Annotated in this window: 17 protein-coding genes and 1 other annotated feature; of the genes, 12 read left to right on the top strand and 5 right to left on the bottom strand. The window is 53.8% G+C overall.

The window, feature by feature from the left end; all coding sequences use genetic code 11:
• Positions 1 to 77: 77 nt before the first annotated feature.
• Positions 78 to 1,997 carry a murein transglycosylase gene (gene sltY / locus PAGR_RS18205; protein WP_014606623.1) on the top strand — a complete coding sequence of 640 codons (1,920 nt, stop codon included), beginning with the start codon at positions 78 to 80 and terminating at the stop codon, positions 1,995 to 1,997.
• 44 nt (positions 1,998 to 2,041) lie between these two features.
• On the top strand, positions 2,042 to 2,362 hold the full coding sequence (gene trpR / locus PAGR_RS18200) for a trp operon repressor (protein ID WP_014606622.1): 321 nt from the start codon (positions 2,042 to 2,044) through the stop codon (positions 2,360 to 2,362).
• On the opposite strand, the gene yjjX is transcribed toward trpR, so the two are convergent.
• Positions 2,363 to 2,881 carry an inosine/xanthosine triphosphatase gene (gene yjjX / locus PAGR_RS18195; protein WP_013024544.1) on the bottom strand — a complete coding sequence of 173 codons (519 nt, stop codon included), beginning with the start codon at positions 2,879 to 2,881 and terminating at the stop codon, positions 2,363 to 2,365.
• Between the two features lie 60 nt (positions 2,882 to 2,941).
• Between yjjX and gpmB the strand changes: the two genes are divergently transcribed.
• Positions 2,942 to 3,589, top strand: coding sequence for a 2,3-diphosphoglycerate-dependent phosphoglycerate mutase GpmB (gpmB, locus tag PAGR_RS18190; protein ID WP_014606621.1), 648 nt, complete (start codon positions 2,942 to 2,944; stop codon positions 3,587 to 3,589).
• 38 nt (positions 3,590 to 3,627) lie between these two features.
• Here gpmB and robA read toward each other — a convergent pair whose 3' ends face one another.
• The gene (gene robA / locus PAGR_RS18185; protein ID WP_013024546.1) at positions 3,628 to 4,494 is read right to left on the bottom strand and encodes an MDR efflux pump AcrAB transcriptional activator RobA; all 867 of its coding nucleotides are present in this window, start codon (positions 4,492 to 4,494) and stop codon (positions 3,628 to 3,630) included.
• A 195-nt stretch (positions 4,495 to 4,689) separates the two neighbouring features.
• On the opposite strand from robA, the gene creA reads away from it, so the two are divergent.
• Positions 4,690 to 5,163 (top strand): protein CreA, encoded by a 474-nt coding sequence (creA, locus tag PAGR_RS18180; RefSeq protein ID WP_019106396.1) that lies wholly within the window; start codon positions 4,690 to 4,692, stop codon positions 5,161 to 5,163.
• Positions 5,164 to 5,206: 43 nt separating this feature from the next.
• Here the strand turns inward: creA and arcA are convergent, their stop codons facing one another.
• Positions 5,207 to 5,923, bottom strand: a complete 717-nt coding sequence (gene arcA / locus PAGR_RS18175; protein WP_013024548.1) for a two-component system response regulator ArcA — start codon at positions 5,921 to 5,923, stop codon at positions 5,207 to 5,209.
• 604 nt (positions 5,924 to 6,527) lie between these two features.
• Between arcA and PAGR_RS18170 the strand changes: the two genes are divergently transcribed.
• From PAGR_RS18170 to thrC, 5 genes are all read left to right on the top strand, one after another.
• Positions 6,528 to 7,226: a tRNA/rRNA methyltransferase gene (locus PAGR_RS18170; RefSeq protein WP_014606619.1), complete on the top strand. Its 699-nt coding sequence runs from the start codon at positions 6,528 to 6,530 to the stop codon at positions 7,224 to 7,226.
• Positions 7,227 to 7,420: 194 nt separating this feature from the next.
• Complete coding sequence (thrL, locus tag PAGR_RS24395; RefSeq protein WP_109707012.1) at positions 7,421 to 7,495, top strand: thr operon leader peptide; 75 nt, start codon at positions 7,421 to 7,423, stop codon at positions 7,493 to 7,495.
• Positions 7,428 to 7,552 (top strand) — a sequence feature (Thr leader region). (Overlaps the previous gene by 68 nt.)
• Before the next feature lie 25 nt (positions 7,553 to 7,577).
• On the top strand, positions 7,578 to 10,040 hold the full coding sequence (gene thrA, locus PAGR_RS18165; RefSeq protein ID WP_014606618.1) for a bifunctional aspartate kinase/homoserine dehydrogenase I: 2,463 nt from the start codon (positions 7,578 to 7,580) through the stop codon (positions 10,038 to 10,040).
• 2 nt (positions 10,041 to 10,042) lie between these two features.
• A complete protein-coding gene (gene thrB, locus PAGR_RS18160; protein ID WP_024472265.1) occupies positions 10,043 to 10,972 on the top strand; it encodes a homoserine kinase in 930 nt (309 codons plus the stop codon).
• A gap of 3 nt (positions 10,973 to 10,975) precedes the next feature.
• The gene (gene thrC, locus PAGR_RS18155) at positions 10,976 to 12,259 is read left to right on the top strand and encodes a threonine synthase (protein WP_013024552.1); all 1,284 of its coding nucleotides are present in this window, start codon (positions 10,976 to 10,978) and stop codon (positions 12,257 to 12,259) included.
• 71 nt (positions 12,260 to 12,330) lie between these two features.
• On the opposite strand, the gene yaaA is transcribed toward thrC, so the two are convergent.
• Entirely contained in the window at positions 12,331 to 13,104 is a 774-nt protein-coding gene (yaaA, locus tag PAGR_RS18150) for a peroxide stress protein YaaA (protein ID WP_014592877.1), read from the bottom strand.
• 206 nt (positions 13,105 to 13,310) lie between these two features.
• Here yaaA and tal point away from each other — a divergent pair, with 206 nt between their 5' ends.
• The 3 genes from tal (at position 13,311) to PAGR_RS18135 (ending at position 16,381) form a co-directional block, all read left to right on the top strand.
• Positions 13,311 to 14,264 (top strand): transaldolase, encoded by a 954-nt coding sequence (gene tal, locus PAGR_RS18145; protein WP_013024554.1) that lies wholly within the window; start codon positions 13,311 to 13,313, stop codon positions 14,262 to 14,264.
• 117 nt (positions 14,265 to 14,381) lie between these two features.
• Positions 14,382 to 14,969, top strand: a complete 588-nt coding sequence (mog, locus tag PAGR_RS18140; RefSeq protein ID WP_014592878.1) for a molybdopterin adenylyltransferase — start codon at positions 14,382 to 14,384, stop codon at positions 14,967 to 14,969.
• A 104-nt stretch (positions 14,970 to 15,073) separates the two neighbouring features.
• Positions 15,074 to 16,381 (top strand): MFS transporter, encoded by a 1,308-nt coding sequence (locus PAGR_RS18135; RefSeq protein ID WP_013024556.1) that lies wholly within the window; start codon positions 15,074 to 15,076, stop codon positions 16,379 to 16,381.
• Between the two features lie 45 nt (positions 16,382 to 16,426).
• Here PAGR_RS18135 and PAGR_RS18130 read toward each other — a convergent pair whose 3' ends face one another.
• Positions 16,427 to 16,987: an acetate uptake transporter gene (locus tag PAGR_RS18130; protein WP_014606616.1), complete on the bottom strand. Its 561-nt coding sequence runs from the start codon at positions 16,985 to 16,987 to the stop codon at positions 16,427 to 16,429.
• Positions 16,988 to 17,160: the final 173 nt, after the last annotated feature.

Genomic DNA, 17,160 nt, shown 5'->3' with positions numbered 1-17,160 from the left:
TGGCAAGAGTGGCTTCCCCTGGTTAGCATGAATAACGTCTGGCACAGAGCCAGCGCCCAGCAACAGAGGAGATTTACGTGGAGAAGTGGCGTAACTGGATGATAGGGATCTGCCTGGTCAGCACGGCCGGCAGCGCATGGGCTGATTCGCTTGATCAACAACGGCAACGATATCAACAAATTAAGCAGGCCTGGGACAGTAATCAGATGGCAACAGTTGAACAGCTGTTACCGACGCTACAGGATTATCCGCTTTATCCTTATTTAGAATACCGTCTGCTGGCGCAGGACCTGGACCAGGAAACCAGCCTGGCAGTACAAAATTTTATTCAAAAGTATCCGACTTTACCGCCAGCGCGCTCGCTGAAAACGCGTTTTGTTAACGTACTTGCGCATCGTCAGGACTGGCAAGGCGTGCTTAACTTCAGCCCCGACGAGCCCACGCCGGTGCAGGCACGTTGTAACTGGTACTATGCCAAATGGTCAACCGGAAAGCAGCAGGCGGCATTTGACGGTGCCAAAGCCATTTGGCTGCGCGGCACGGCCCTGCCGAATGACTGCGACAAGCTCTTCTCCGTGTGGCAGGCCAGCGGTCAGCTTTCTCCCATCACTATTCTTGAACGTATCCGCCTGGCAATGAAAGCGGGCAATGACAGCCTGGTCAGCTATCTGGCCAAAACGCTGCCTGCCGATTACAAGACGATGTCGGATGCATTACTGGCGTTGCAGAAAGATCCTCAGTCCGTCACGACCTTTGCCAACAGCGTGGGCGCAACCGACTTCACGCGCCAGGCCACGATTTTTGCCTTTACCCGCGTCGCCCGTGCCGATATGGAAACAGCCCGTAGCCTGATCCCTGAGCTGGTGCGCGCACAAAAAATGGGGCCAGAAGATGAGCAGGCGCTGAAAGAGATTGTCGTCTGGCGGATGATGGGCAGCGATCTGACCTCCGAGCAGGCGCGCTGGCGCGATGCGGTGGTAATGAACAGCGAATCGACCGCGTTAGTAGAACGGCGGGTGCGCCTGGCGCTGAGTGAAAACGATCGTCGTGGCCTGAACACCTGGATTGCGCGTCTGCCGGTTGAAGCGAAAGAGAAAGACGAGTGGCAGTACTGGCAGGCCGATTTGCTTTATTCAAAAGATCGCAAAGAAGAAGCCGATGACATTCTGCGTAAGCTGATGAAAGAGCGCGGTTTTTATCCTATGGTTGCCGCACAACGTTTAGGGGTGGACTATCCTCTTCAGGTCGATGCGGCACCCAAACCTGACGCGGCAACCACCCAGGGGCCAGAACTCGCACGCGTGCGTGAGTTGATGTACTGGGGCATGGACAATCTGGCACGCAGCGAGTGGGCCAACCTGATCGGCAGCAAAACCCATGTCCAGCAGCAGATGCTGGCGCGCTACGCAAGCGAACAGGACTGGTGGGATCTGAGCGTACAGGCCACGATCACCGCGAAAATGTGGGACAGCCTGAAAGAGCGTTTCCCGCTGGCATGGCAGGATCTGTATAAGCAGAACACCCAGGGTAAATCCATTCCGCAGAGTTATGCGATGGCGATTTCCCGTCAGGAAAGTGCATGGAACCCGAAAGCCCGTTCCCCGGTGGGTGCCAGCGGACTGATGCAGATTATGCCGGCGACCGCGGCACACACCGTGAAGATGTTTAGCATCCCGGGCTATGTGAACGCGTCTCAGCTGTTCGATCCGCAGACCAACATTCAGATCGGGACGCAATATCTGGAGTATGTTTATCAGCAGTTTGATAAGAACCGGATATTCGCCTCAGCGGCTTACAATGCCGGCCCGGGACGCGTACGGACCTGGCAAGGCAGTACAGCAGGCAATCTCAACGCCGTCGCCTTTATCGAAACCATTCCGTTTTCGGAAACCCGGGGTTACGTGAAGAATGTGCTGGCCTATGATGCGTACTACCGCTACTTCCTGGGTCAGCCGGACAAGATCCTGTCCGATGCTGAGTGGAATCGCCGCTACTAGCTGTGTTAAGCTTCCGTACTCTTTAGCGAGTACGGAAGCCTCTCATGAATCAACCCTCTGTGCCATCCACGACTGACCCGGCTACGGACGCGCACTGGCTGCGTTTTGTTGAGCTGATGCAACAGGCTTTTGCGGATAACCAGGCGCTGCCGCTGTTACAGCTGATGACGACGCCAGATGAACGAGAGTCCTTTGGTACACGCTTGCGTATCATTGAATCGCTGCTGAATGGCGACATCAGCCAGCGTGAACTGAAAAACGAACTGGGCGTGGGAATTGCCACGATTACCCGCGGATCAAACAGCCTGAAAGAGGCGCCTCCGGCACTGAAGGAGTGGCTGGAAGCACACCTGAAGCGTCGCTGATTACTGCTGATAGAACGGATGGGTTAGCGGGCAGAGCGCCAGTATCAGAGCCTGGTGGTAAACGCTGGAGCGGCTGAGCAGGCCCTGGGTCAGGGTGCCGATTGCGCCGCCTTTGTGCTTAATATTGTCGATGCCGGTGAGGCGCGCCATCTCCTCACCCAGTTCGCGTCCTTCACGTAAACCGGCCATCACCACCGGCGGCAGGGTAAAACTGGCCGAACGTGACTCTCCCCGCTGTTTCTGGTTTTCCACCACCATCCAGGCAAAAGCGCACTCTTCTTCAATTCCGGCTTCAATCGCCACCCAGAAGTCGGCTTCCGGACGAACCTGACGGGCATTCATCACGCGCTGGCGTGCGCCAGTTCGCGTTTCGAGGTTGGTTAAAGGCTGTGCCGCAACGCCGCTCTCGACCTCGACCCCTTCGATATGGCAGGATCCCTCGCCGAAAACGTCGTTGAATGCCTGAGCAATCGCACGAATCTTCGCTGGATTGATGGTAGCTGCGACAACATGGTACATAATTAATTGAACCCTCAGGTAATTAAGGCGATTTTGGTCGCAGTATAACGGAAACTAAGCATGCTACAGGTCTATCTTGTTCGTCACGGTGAAACGGTATGGAATGCAGAACGTCGCATTCAAGGGCACTCCGACAGTCCGCTGACGGAAAAAGGTGAGCAACAAGCCCGTCAGGTCGGTGAACGCATCAAAAGCGCCGGTATCACGCATATTATTTCCAGCGATTTAGGGCGCACCCGGCGCACCGCTGAAATCATTGCCGATGCCTGTGGTTGTGATATCACTTTCGACCCGCGACTGCGGGAGCTGAACATGGGCATACTGGAAAAACGATTGCTTGATGAACTGAGCCCGGAAGAAGAGGGCTGGCGTGCTTCGCTGGTAAACGGCAGCGAGGGCGGCCGCATTCCTCAGGGCGAATCCATGACGGAACTGGCGCAGCGTATGCAGGAGGCACTTAATGCCTGCCTGGCGCTGCCGGCAGGGAGCCGCCCGCTACTGGTCAGCCACGGCATGGCGCTGGGCGTGCTGGTCAGCACCATTCTGGGACTACCGGCCTATGCCGAACGTCGCCTGCGCCTGCGCAACTGTTCGATTTCCCGCGTTGATCATCAGCAGAGCGCATGGCTGGCACAGGGTTGGGTCGTGGAAACGGCGGGTGATATTGCCCACCTCGACGAACCCGCGATGGACGAGCTTCAGCGTTAATCGATGATGCCGTCATTACGGCGGCATCACACCAGGTATTAACGGCGAATCGGGATCAGATATTCACAACGAATCTCTGTAGGCGGTTCGCTGCGCTTTTTACCGCCGTGGGTAATAAAGCGCTCGATGTCCTGCCCCATGCGGCGCGTCAGGCCCAGCGTCGGCATGCAGGTACCGTATAACAACAGAATAAACTCCTGAAGTTCAACGCGCGGACCGCTGTAGTTGAACTGAACGTAATCCCCGGCTTCAAGAATGACCTTCTGGCCCGAATGCATATTGGTCGCGCTGTCGGTTGGCACGGCTGTGGTGTACAGAATCTCCTGCTCATCGTCTTTTTCATGACTGGCACGGACCTGGTGCAGACCGTAGAGCACGGGCGGAACCGTATCCGTTTCCAACAGAAACTGTTTCCAGAAATGGACACGCATTTCATCGCGGTAGCTGGAAATTTGTTCCAGGGTACAGGTGTAGCTCTGTGTCTGTCCCACCAGAACGGTCTCCGGCAGGGTGACGAACTGCGATTCCGGCTGCTGATCGTTTCCTAACCGAATGGGTGGGCGAATACCAAATGAATTCCAGTCAGACGAGCGGCGATACCATGCAGGTGTTTGATTAAACTGCTTTTTAAAGGCTCGTGTAAAGGTCTGCTGTGAATCAAACCGATACTGCAAAGCAATATCGAGAATCGGGCGGCTGGTCAGGCGAAGTGCCACCGCGGCTTTGGAAAGACGTCGTGCCCGGATATAGGCGCCAATGGCGTGTCCGGTAACGTCTTTAAACATCCGTTGTAGATGCCATTTAGAATAACCGGCTTTAGTGGAAACGTTATCCAGTGAAAGTGGTTGATCCAAATGGCTCTCCAGCCAGGCAAGCAAATCGCGAATGATACCGGCTTGGTCCATAAAACATCCTCATACTCTGGTGGCGCAGCTAAATGAAGTCGACGAATAATAGCACTTATTGCTTTAAAGACATGTTTGGTTTTGACTGGGATGGTTGTGCTATCTACGCGGGAATTTATACCCTTTTTACGTTGGTTATTGTATCGATTGACAGTACATTACATGCTCATCTATTACATTTGCAATGGTAACTCAATGACAATACCTCGTCTCCTGCTCGTCACCTTCGCGGGTTTGCTGTTTTCCAGTCCGCTTCTGGCTGAAGAGATTGGCTCCGTCGACACTGTGTTTAAGATGTTTGGACCCGACCACAAAATTGTGGTTGAGGCATTCGACGATCCCGACGTAAAAAATGTCACCTGCTACATCAGCCGGGCGAAAACAGGCGGTATCAAGGGCGGGCTGGGATTAGCGGAAGATACATCAGACGCGGCCATTTCGTGTCAGCAAATCGGGCCGGTAGAACTGAGCGAGAAAATTGCCAAAGGCAAAGCACAGGGTGACGTAGTGTTTCGTCAGCGCACATCGCTGATCTTCAAGAAACTGCAGGTCGTGCGTTTCTTTGACAGCAAGCGTAACGCATTAATTTATCTGGCTTACTCAGATAAAGTGGTGGATGGTTCACCTAAAAATGCGCTAAGCGCCGTACCGATTATGCCGTGGCACTAAGGCAATCATTAAACGCCCGTAAGGGCGTTAAATGATTGCCAGCTTAATCCTGCAGGTCACCACAGAAACGATAACCTTCGCCGTGAATGGTGGCGATGATTTCAGGGGTATCTGGCGTGGATTCAAAATGTTTACGGATACGACGGATTGTCACGTCAACAGTACGGTCGTGTGGCTTGAGATCGCGTCCGGTCATTTTCTTCAGCAAATCAGCACGCGTCTGAATCTTGCCGGGGTTTTCGCAGAAGTGCAGCATGGCACGGAACTCACTGCGCGGCAGTTTGTACTGCTCACCGTTGGGATTGATGAGTGAGCGGCTGTTGATGTCCAGCTCCCAGCCGTTGAACTTATAGCTTTCAACCTGGCGACGCTCTTCATTGGGTAAAGGCAAATTCATGGTGCGCAACAGCAGGTTACGTGCACGAATAGTTAATTCGCGTGGGTTAAACGGCTTAGTAATGTAGTCGTCTGCACCAATTTCCAGCCCAAGAATTTTATCGACTTCGTTATCGCGTCCGGTCAGGAACATCAATGCGACATTGGCTTGCTCACGCAGTTCACGTGCCAGTAACAGGCCGTTTTTACCCGGCAGATTGATGTCCATAATAACCAGATTGACATCATTGTCGGTCAACACCTGGTGCATCTCTGCACCATCGGTCGCTTCGTACACGACATAACCTTCCGCCTCAAAAATGCTTTTGAGGGTATTGCGCGTGACCAGTTCGTCTTCAACGATGAGAATGTGCGGGGTCTGCATGTTTAGCTACCTAATTTTGCCAACTAAATTGAAAACAGGGCGTACAGCGGTTAGGTGCTCTCCAGTGCGGAGAACGGCAAGCTTTGCTGAACCGTTGTACAAAAGTAAATTTTGATAAGCTTTTATCAAGGTCAACAACCGTATTCGCCAGCCTGCCGGGGTAAAAATTCCATGCCCTGCGGAATAATAATTTGAAACACATACTAACTGTATTAACAGCAACCTAACAGCAATAACAACAACTGGTAAGCATAAAAACAACGCTTCGTTGACTTATATCAAATGCAATTGTAGCACGTTAACATTTCTGTGAAAAACATCTCAAAAAATAGCGTGCTGGCTGACATTACGTCTCATTTTTGTCCCCGCCAGCCCGGCTTATCACTAAATATGATGTTAGAAACTTACTATTACAGTGGACTGAAATGAAAGGCTTTTATTTTGAAGGTTTTGATAATGTGCACTTTATGATAAAAAGGCGCGCTCCGGCCTTTTTTAACGTGTTTTAACATGTATGTCAGAGTCTTAACATGACCACCTATATCCCTCAATAAAGCAGGTGCGTGTTACACTAGCAGCGTGCACATTTACTGATGGAATGATCATGCTTTTTCCTCTTATCCTCGTCTCACCTGCCCGGGCAGAAAATATTGGCGCGGCGGCGCGTGCCATGAAAACCATGGGCTTTAATGAAATGCGTATTGTTGCCAGTGATGCATGGCAGGATCCGGCCGCCCGCCGCGTAGCTCATGGCGCAGGTGATATTCTGGACAGGATAAAAACCTTTGATACGCTGGCCGAAGCGCTGGCAGACATCGACTTTTCCGTCGCCACGACCGCGCGAAGTCGGGCCAGGTTCCGCTATTATGCAACGCCGCAGCAGGTGGAAGCGCAACTGCGGGAAAAACGTCAGTGGGTAAACAGCATGGCATTGGTATTTGGCCGTGAAGACAGCGGGCTGACCAATGAAGAGCTGGAGCAGGTTGACCTGCTCACCGGCATTCCAATGGCAAACGATTATCCTTCACTGAACCTGGGGCAGGCCGTTATGGTTTACTGTTACCAGCTGTCGGCGCTCAATCAGGTGGCTGCGCCTGTCGCCCCAGCGGCCGATGGTCAGCAGCTCCAAGCCCTGCGCCAGCGGTTTGAACAGTTACTGAGCCGGTTAGAGGTGAGTGACGACAATAAAATGGCCGACTGGATTAATCAGCGTATTGGCCTGTTAGAGCAGCGCGACAGTGCGATGTTGCACCGTTTGTTGCATGACGTGGAAAAAAAGCTGGCAGATAAATCCTCGGGTTAAGCGTGACTATACAGTCACAGATGTTAACGAAATGCGGTATAACAAACGATTCACCAGGCTTTTTTTGTTTAACAGCATGCTAAACATTGTGGTCTGTATTTGCGCAACGGATAAAACCGTTGACTTAATGTGCGCTTTGCTTTACTTCTTGACGCAGACGGACAATCAATGACAGACAGAAAAAATAAATCTGAATGCGTAATCACAGCCTGAACACCACAATTATTACCACCACCATTACCATTACGATCGGTAAAGGGGCGGGCTGACGCATCCAGGAAAAACAGAAAAGAAGCCCGCACCTCACGAGTGCGGGTTTTTTTTTGACTCAAAATCAGGAGAGTTGACATCATGCGAGTGCTGAAATTCGGTGGGACCTCGGTTGCTAATGCAGAGCGTTTTCTGCGCGTGGCCGATATTCTGGAAAGTAATGCGCAACAGGGACAGGTTGCCACCGTGCTTTCTGCGCCCGCTAAGATTACCAACCATCTGGTCGCGATGATCGAAAAAACCATTAGCGGTCAGGATGCGCTGCCGAATATCAGTGACGCGACGCGCATCTTTGCGGAGCTGCTGCAGGGGCTGGCCGAGGCGCAACCCGGTTTCGACTATGACGGGCTTAAAAGCCGCGTAGACAGCGAGTTTGCTCAGCTTAAACAGGTGCTGCACGGGATCAGCCTGTTAGGACAGTGCCCTGACAGCGTCAACGCCGCGATGATCTGTCGTGGTGAGAAGCTCTCGATTGCGATTATGGAAAAGCTGCTTGAGGCACGAGGTTATGGCGTCAGCGTTATCGATCCGGTCGAGAAGCTGTTAGCCATCGGCCACTATCTCGAGTCTACCGTGGATATCGCAGAATCAACCCGCCGCATCGAAGCCAGTAAAATTCCGGCTGAAAATATGATCCTGATGGCCGGTTTTACCGCCGGTAATGAGCGGGGCGAGCTGGTGGTGCTGGGCCGAAACGGTTCCGACTACTCTGCTGCCGTGTTGGCGGCTTGTCTGCGTGCCGATTGCTGCGAAATCTGGACCGACGTAGACGGGGTTTATACCTGCGATCCCCGTCAGGTGCCGGATGCCCGCCTGCTCAAATCCATGTCATACCAGGAGGCGATGGAGCTCTCCTATTTCGGGGCGAAAGTCCTGCATCCACGGACTATCGCGCCTATCGCCCAGTTCCAGATCCCTTGCCTGATCAAAAACACGGCCAATCCGCAGGCCCCAGGTACGCTGATCAGCGCCAATGGTGAAAAGGATGAATTCCCGGTTAAGGGCATCACCAACCTGAATAATATGGCGATGTTTAACGTGTCTGGCCCGGGGATGAAAGGCATGGTGGGCATGGCCGCCCGCGTGTTCGCGACTATGTCACGCACCGGGATTTCAGTGGTGTTAATCACCCAGTCTTCTTCTGAATACAGCATCAGCTTCTGTGTTCCTCAGAGCGAGCAGGCGCGAGCGCGCCGTGTGCTGGAAGACGAATTCTATCTTGAACTGAAAGATGGATTGCTGGATGCGCTGGACGTTATCGAAAATCTGGCGGTGATCTCGGTTGTAGGGGATGGCATGCGCACCCTGCGCGGGATTTCAGCGAAATTCTTCTCTGCCCTGGCGCGCGCCAATATCAACATTATCGCTATCGCTCAGGGATCGTCTGAACGCTCTATTTCGGTCGTGGTCAATAATGATGACGTCACCACGGGCGTGCGCGTCGTGCATCAGATGCTGTTTGCCACCGACCAGGTGATTGAGGTTTTTGTGGTGGGCGTCGGCGGAGTCGGCGGCGCCCTGCTGGATCAGCTGCATCGCCAGCAGACGTGGCTTAAACAAAAGCACATCGATCTCCGCGTTTGCGGCATTGCGAATTCCCGGGCGCTGTTAACCAACGTGCACGGTATCGATCTCAGCGACTGGAAAGGCGAAATGGCGCAGGCCAAAGAGCCGTTTAACCTGGGGCGCTTAATTCGCCTGGTTAAAGAGTATCATTTACTGAATCCGGTGATTGTGGACTGTACCTCGAGCCAGGCGGTTGCCGACCAGTACGCAGATTTTCTGGCGGAAGGTTTTCACGTGGTCACGCCGAATAAAAAGGCCAACACCTCGTCGTGGGAATACTATCAGAAGATGCGTGTGGCGGCGGCGGGATCGCGTCGTAAGTTCCTGTATGACACTAACGTCGGCGCGGGTTTACCCGTCATTGAGAACCTGCAAAATCTGCTCAATGCAGGCGATGAGTTGATCAGGTTCTCTGGAATCTTATCAGGATCGTTATCCTATATTTTTGGCAAGCTGGATGAAGGTGTATCGCTGTCAGAAGCGACCAGGATGGCACGCGAGATGGGCTTTACCGAGCCCGATCCTCGTGACGATCTCTCTGGTACGGATGTCGCGCGCAAGCTGCTGATTCTGGCGCGTGAAGCGGGGCATTCGCTCGAAATGAGCGACATTGAAATCGAACCCCTGCTGCCCGCGCATCTGAATGCCATCGCCGATGTCGACCAGTTTATGGCGCAGTTACCCGAAGCCGATGCGGCTATTGCAGCCAGGGTGGAACAGGCACGTGCTGAAGGCAAAGTGCTGCGTCTGGTTGGCGTGATCGAAGAGGGCGGGGCATGTAAAGTGAAGATCGATGCGGTTGACGGTAACGATCCGCTTTTCAAAGTCAAAAATGGCGAAAACGCGCTGGCCTTTTACAGCCGCTATTATCAGCCGATTCCGTTAGTATTGCGCGGATACGGTGCAGGAAACGATGTGACAGCTGCGGGCGTGTTTGCCGATCTGCTGCGCACACTGTCATGGAAGTTGGGAGTGTAATGATGGTAAAAATTTATGCGCCGGCCTCAATCGGTAACGTCAGCGTGGGTTTTGACGTGCTGGGCGCGGCGGTATCGCCAGTGGATGGTACATTGCTGGGTGACTGCGTGTCGGTCGAGGCGGCCGACAGCTTTAGCCTGAGCAATGCGGGACGTTTTGTCAGTAAGCTGCCCAGCGATCCCAAAGAGAACATCGTCTATCAGTGCTGGCAGCGTTTCTGTGAAGCGATTGGCAAAACCGTACCTGTAGCGATGACGCTGGAAAAAAATATGCCGATCGGCTCCGGCCTCGGCTCCAGCGCCTGCTCCGTGGTGGCTGGCCTGATGGCGATGAATGAATTTTGTGGTAACCCGCTTGATGAAACTCAGCTCCTGACCCTGATGGGAGAACTGGAAGGGCGCATCTCCGGTAGCGTACATTACGATAATGTCGCGCCCTGCTTCCTTGGCGGTATTCAGCTGATGCTGGAAGAAAACGGCATTATCAGTCAGGCCGTACCCGGATTTGACGACTGGCTGTGGGTCATGGCCTATCCGGGTATTAAAGTCTCGACGGCGGAAGCGCGGGCGATTTTACCTGCGCAGTATGCAAAGCAGGACTGCATCAAACACGGTCGTCTGCTGGCAGGCTTTGTTCACGCCTGTCATACGCGCCAACCCGCGCTGGCGGCTAAACTTATGCAGGATGTCATTGCTGAGCCTTATCGTACTCAGCTGTTACCGGGCTTTGCCGAGGCTCGCCAGGCCGCGCAGGATATTGGCGCGCTGGCCTGTGGAATATCGGGCTCCGGCCCCACGCTATTTGCCGTTTGCAACCAGATGGAAACGGCGCAGCAGATGGCCGACTGGCTGAGCCAGCACTATCTGCAGAACGATGAAGGCTTCGTCCATATCTGCCGTCTTGATACGGCTGGCGCACGTAAACTGGGATAACGCATGAAACTCTACAACCTTAAGGATCATAACGAGCAGGTCAGCTTCGCCCAGGCGGTGAAACAAGGTCTGGGTTCACAGCAAGGGCTGTTTTTTCCGCTCGAACTGCCGGAATTTGAACTGACCGACATCGATGCCATGCTGGAAATGGATTTTGTTACCCGCAGCAGTAAAATCCTTTCAGCCTATATCGGGGATGAAATCCCGGCAGCGCACCTGACTGAACGCCTGAAAACCGCGTTCACCTTCCCGGCGCCGGTTAAGGCCGTCAGCGACGACATTGCCTGCCTGGAGTTGTTCCACGGCCCGACGCTGGCGTTCAAAGATTTTGGCGGCCGCTTCATGGCGCAGATGCTGTCATACGTCAGCGGGTCCGATGAGCAAATTACCATTCTGACGGCGACGTCCGGCGATACCGGTGCTGCCGTGGCTCACGCCTTTTACGGTATGGAGAATGTGCGTGTTGTCATCCTCTATCCGCAGGGGAAAATCAGCCCGTTACAGGAGAAGTTGTTCTGCACGCTGGGCGGCAACATCGAAACCATTGCGATTGACGGCGATTTTGACGCCTGCCAGTCGCTGGTTAAGCAGGCGTTTGACGATCAGGCGCTGAAAAAGGCGATCGGCCTGAACTCCGCTAACTCGATTAACATCAGCCGCCTGCTGGCGCAGATTTGCTACTACTTTGAAGCGGTTGCCCAACTGCCGCAGGAGAAGCGTAATCAGCTGGTGGTCTCCGTGCCAAGCGGAAACTTTGGTGATTTAACGGCCGGCCTGCTGGCGAAATCACTCGGCCTGCCGATTAAACGCTTTATCGCCGCGACCAACGCCAACGACACGGTGCCACGTTTCCTGGGCAAGGGTGAATGGCAGCCTAACGCCACCGTGGCGACGCTGTCGAATGCTATGGACGTTAGCCAGCCAAACAACTGGCCGCGTGTGGAAGAGCTGTTCCGCCGTAAAACCTGGCGTCTGAGCGATCTGGCTTACGGTGCGGTAACGGACGATGTTACGCGTGAAGCGATGCGCGAGCTGGCGAAGCTGGGTTACGTCTCTGAGCCGCATGCAGCAATTGCCTGGCGTCTGTTGCGTGACCAGCTGCAGGAAGGGGAGTTTGGTTTATTCCTCGGAACGGCCCATCCGGCTAAGTTCCTGGAGAGCGTGGAAAGCATTCTGGATCAGAAACTGGCATTGCCTGCCGAGCTGGCTGAGCGCGCGGATCTGCCCCTGCTGTCGCATCAGATGGGCGCAGATTTTGCCCAACTACGGGCGTTTCTGCTCAAGTAATGCTCTGTCAGTCAGGATGAGGTGGGCTGACCACCTCATCGCTTTTGCAGGGCTAATGCGTCGGGCTGTTGTTACTGTTCGGCGCGTTTAAACACCATCTCATTCTCACGGCTTTCCTCAGCCGCAAAAGCATAGCCATCCACGTCGAACCGCGTAAGCTGCTCTGGCTTCGTCAGGCGATTCTGAATGATGTAACGGCTCATCAGACCCCGCGCTTTTTTCGCATAGAAACTGATCACTTTGAATTTGCCATTTTTCTCATCCAGAAAGACCGGTTTAATCAGGCGCGCCTGCAGTTTCTTGGGTTTGATGGCTTTGAAGTACTCATCGGAAGCCAGATTAATCAGCACGTCATCGCCCTGACTGGCCAACGCGTCGTTCAGTTTTTCCGTTAACAGATCGCCCCAGAAGCTGTAGAGATCCTGACCGGCCGGGTTAGCCAGTTTGATGCCCATCTCCAGCCGATAGGGCTGCATTAAATCCAGCGGCCGCAGCAGGCCGTAAAGTCCGGACAGCATACGCAGATGCTGCTGGGCAAAGTCGAAATCTTGCTCGCTAAACGTCTCAGCCTGTAAACCGGTATAGACATCACCTTTAAACGCCAGAATAGCCTGACGGGCATTCTTCAGATTGAAATCCGGCTGCCAGCTGTTAAAGCGGTCAGCGTTTAAGTGTGCCAGCTTGTCGCTAATGCTCATCAGTGAAGCGACCTGCGCCGGCGAGAGCTTACGCGCAATTTCAATCAGCTGTTGTGACTTTTCTAACAGCGCGGGCTGGGTAAAACGCTGCGTCGTCAGGGGGCTTTCATAATCCAGCGTCTTGGCAGGAGAAATCACCATCAACATCGTCGCTTCCTCAATGAGTCCCTTTTTTAAGGGGTTAGCCTGTAATTGTTGCCTGCGAGTGTAGCAAAAAAGCCGCAAGGATCGGCAAATCACTCCTATTTGTTCGCGCTATCGTAAACGGCATTCCCTGACCTTGCACCACCGTTACCGCGTGATATTATCCCAACAGCCTTTTATCACCCTGACAGTTAACTAAGAGAAAAAACATGACGGACAAACTGACCTCCCTGCGTCAACTGACCACCGTAGTGGCCGACACTGGTGATATCGCAGCGATGAAGCTGTATCAGCCTCAGGACGCAACGACCAACCCTTCTCTGATTCTCAATGCTGCTCAAATCCCTGAATACCGCAAACTGATTGATGAAGCGATCGCCTGGGCGCGTCAGCAGAGCAGCGATAAAGAACAACAGCTGCAGCTGGTATCCGACAAGCTGGCCGTTAACATCGGTCTGGAAATTCTTAAGCTGGTGCCGGGCCGTATCTCCACCGAAGTGGATGCTCGCCTTTCTTATGACACCGAAGCCAGCATTGCCAAAGCTCGCAGCCTGATTAAATTGTACAACGATGCCGGTATCAGCAACGATCGTATCCTGATCAAACTGGCCTCCACCTGGCAGGGCATTCGTGCAGCAGAGCAGCTGGAAAAAGAAGGTATCAACTGTAACCTGACCCTGCTGTTCTCCTTCGCTCAGGCGCGTGCCTGTGCTGAAGCGGGTGTTTACCTGATTTCGCCGTTTGTTGGCCGTATCCTCGACTGGTACAAAGCCAACACGGATAAGAAAGAGTACGCGCCACACGAAGATCCTGGCGTGGTGTCCGTGTCTGAAATCTACGATTACTACAAGCAGCACGGTTACGAAACCGTTGTGATGGGCGCCAGCTTCCGTAACGTCGGTGAGATCATCGAACTGGCCGGTTGTGACCGTCTGACCATTTCTCCTGCGCTGCTGAAAGAGCTGGCGGAGAGTGAAGGCACACTGGAGCGTAAGCTGAGCTACAAGGGTGAAGTTAAAGCGCGTCCGGCTAAGATGACAGAATCCGAGTTCCTGTGGCAGCACAATCAGGATCCTATGGCTGTGACCAAGCTGGCCGAAGGCATTCGTAATTTTGCCATCGACCAGGGCAAGCTTGAGAAGATGCTGGCAGAAATGCTGTAATCGTTTTACCGTGGCGGCGCTGTCGCCACGGTTTTCCCTTTCCGCCACCGTTTGTTATTCTTCTTAGTACCTCCTTCCCCATGCACCGCACTGCGGTAAATCACAGCGAATATCATCATGAACACATTACGTATCGGATTGATCTCGGTTTCCGATCGCGCCGCGAACGGGATTTATCAGGATCAGGGGATCCCTGCCCTGGAAGCCTGGCTGAACAGCGCGATCAGCACGCCCTTTGAAGTGGAAACGCGCCTGGTGCCCGATGAGCAGCCCATGATAGAACAGACGATTTGCGAGCTGGTCGATGAGCGTTTTTGCCACCTGGTATTGACCACCGGTGGGACAGGCCCGGCCCGGCGTGATGTTACGCCCGATGCCACGCTGGCCGTTGCCGATCGCGAGATGCCGGGGTTTGGTGAGCAAATGCGGCAAATCAGCCTGCAGTTTGTGCCGACTGCCATTCTGTCGCGTCAGGTAGGGGTGATCCGTAAACAGTCGCTCATTCTCAATCTGCCCGGCCAGCCGAAGTCCATCAGGGAAACCCTTGAAGGCCTGAAAGACGACCAGGGCAAGATAAACGTTCCGGGCATCTTCGCGGCTGTACCTTATTGTTTACAGCTTCTGGAAGGCCCTTACGTGGAGACGCACGCGGATGTGGTAGCAGCTTTTCGCCCCAAAGGCGCGATACGTGAGATAAATAACTAAATATTTTGCTTTTCAGGAATAAGCTACAGGCTCGCTGGTGTGGTGATAAATTGACGGTATAGTAAGCGAATCTTTACAACTGTTTTCACTTTCTCTGGACGCTTATGACCACACTTGAGACACCGCGCCTGAAACCCCAGGATTACAAAACGCTGGCACTCGCGGCGCTGGGTGGCGCGCTGGAATTTTACGACTTCATTATTTTCGTCTTTTTCGCTGCCGTGATCGGCGAGATTTTCTTCCCCAGCGATATTCCTGAATGGCTCCGCCAGCTCCAGACGTTCGCCATTTTTGCAGCGGGCTACCTGGCGCGTCCGCTGGGCGGCATCATCATGGCCCACTTTGGCGATAAAGTGGGACGCAAAAAAATGTTCAGCCTGAGTATTTTGTTGATGGCGCTGCCCACGTTGGCTATGGGCGCACTGCCTGGCTGGGACGCGATTGGCCTGGCGGCCCCCCTGTTAATGCTGCTGATGCGCATGCTACAGGGCGCGGCGATTGGTGGGGAAGTCCCGGGCGCATGGGTTTTTGTGGCGGAGCACGTGCCCTACAAACGTATTGGTATCGCCTGCGGCACGCTGACCGCCGGACTCACTATCGGCATCCTGTTAGGGTCGGTCGTGGCAACCTTAATTAATACCACCATGACCCAGCAGGCCATTCATGATGGCGGCTGGCGCATTCCTTTTTTCCTGGGCGGATTGTTTGGCCTGGGGGCGATGTATCTTCGCCGCTGGCTACATGAAACGCCGGTTTTCATTGAAATGCAGCAGCGTAAAACGCTGGCGCAGGAGCTGCCGCTGAAAACCGTAATCCTTAAACACCAAAAATCGGTCGTGATTTCGATTCTGCTGACCTGGATGCTGTCTGCCTGCATCGTGGTGGTGATTTTAATGGCGCCGGTCTGGCTGCAGAAACAGCATGGTATGGCCCCGGCGCTCACCTTAAAGGCCAACAGCATCGCGATTATCATGTTATGTATCGGCTGCATCGTTGCCGGGCTGTTGGTGGACCGTTTTGGCGCCAGTCGGACGTTAAGCCTCGGTAGCGTGCTGCTGGCATTGTGTAGCGGGATGTTCTATTCCCTCGCGCCTCAGTATCCTGATTACCTGTTTCAGCTCTATGGGCTGGTGGGTTTTAGCGTGGGCGTCGTGGGGATTGTGCCCTTTGTGATGGTACGTGCGTTCCCTGCTGAGGTGCGTTTCACCGGCTTGTCGTTCTCTTATAATCTTTCTTATGCGGTATTTGGTGGCCTGACGCCGATTTGCGTGACGCTGCTGATGAACGTTTCCACCATGGCACCCGGCTGGTATGTCATGACGCTTGCGCTGGTCGGGTTGCTGACCGGTCTCTGGCTCAGACAGGATATCAGCCATGAGCCGAATCTGTGTGACGGGATAAAACAGGCATAAACACGCACGCGGAGCCGGGCTCCGCGTGCTGCCTCGACCATTTGCTTACGCGCCGATGGGCAGAACGATCCGTCGGAAGGTTTCGTTTAGCACTTCACCTATGGCCAGGTAACAGGCGCTGGCACCGCACACCAACCCGACCCAGCCTGCGCAGGGGATCAGCGCGGGAAGATGCGCCAGGTGACCCGTCGCCAGTAACAGGAACAATAACGCCAGCGAGCCGAAAACAAACTGCAGCATCGTTGCGCTCCGCAGCGTGCCAAAGAACATAAACAGGGTAAACAGGCCCCACAGTCCTAGCCAGGCGCCTAAAAAGGTCTCATTGGCCGGTTTCGCCAGCCCCATTTCAGGCAGTAACTGAATAGCCACAAAGCTTAGCCAGAACATGCCGTAAGAGGTAAAGGCCGTCAGTCCAAACGTATTATTCTTTTTAAACGCCAGCAGTCCGGCCAGCACCTGCGCAATCCCACCATAAAACATGCCCATCGCCAGAATGGTCACATCCATGGCAAACAGGCCCGTATTGTGCAAATTCAGTAAAATCGTTGTCATGCCGAATCCCATCAACCCCAGGGGGGCAGGATTGGCCAGTGTTGTCGTTGTCATCGTTCCTCAGCGGTGTTGTTAGCGTAAAAGGCGCTGCCCGCCTCAATGCAGAATAAGCGCGGCGAGCCGCATAATAGTCAGCGTATTCATAGCCGTCTTTGATCCTGGTCTGACAGGGACTGAAAATTTTTTTTCATTTAACCCTTGATGCGCTTCTAAGCGACCCCATTTAC

Source organism: Pantoea ananatis PA13, assembly GCF_000233595.1.
GTDB lineage: Bacteria > Pseudomonadota > Gammaproteobacteria > Enterobacterales > Enterobacteriaceae > Pantoea > Pantoea ananatis.
Note: the sequence above shows the minus strand (reverse complement) of the source record. Positions and strands in the feature narration are given on the sequence as shown.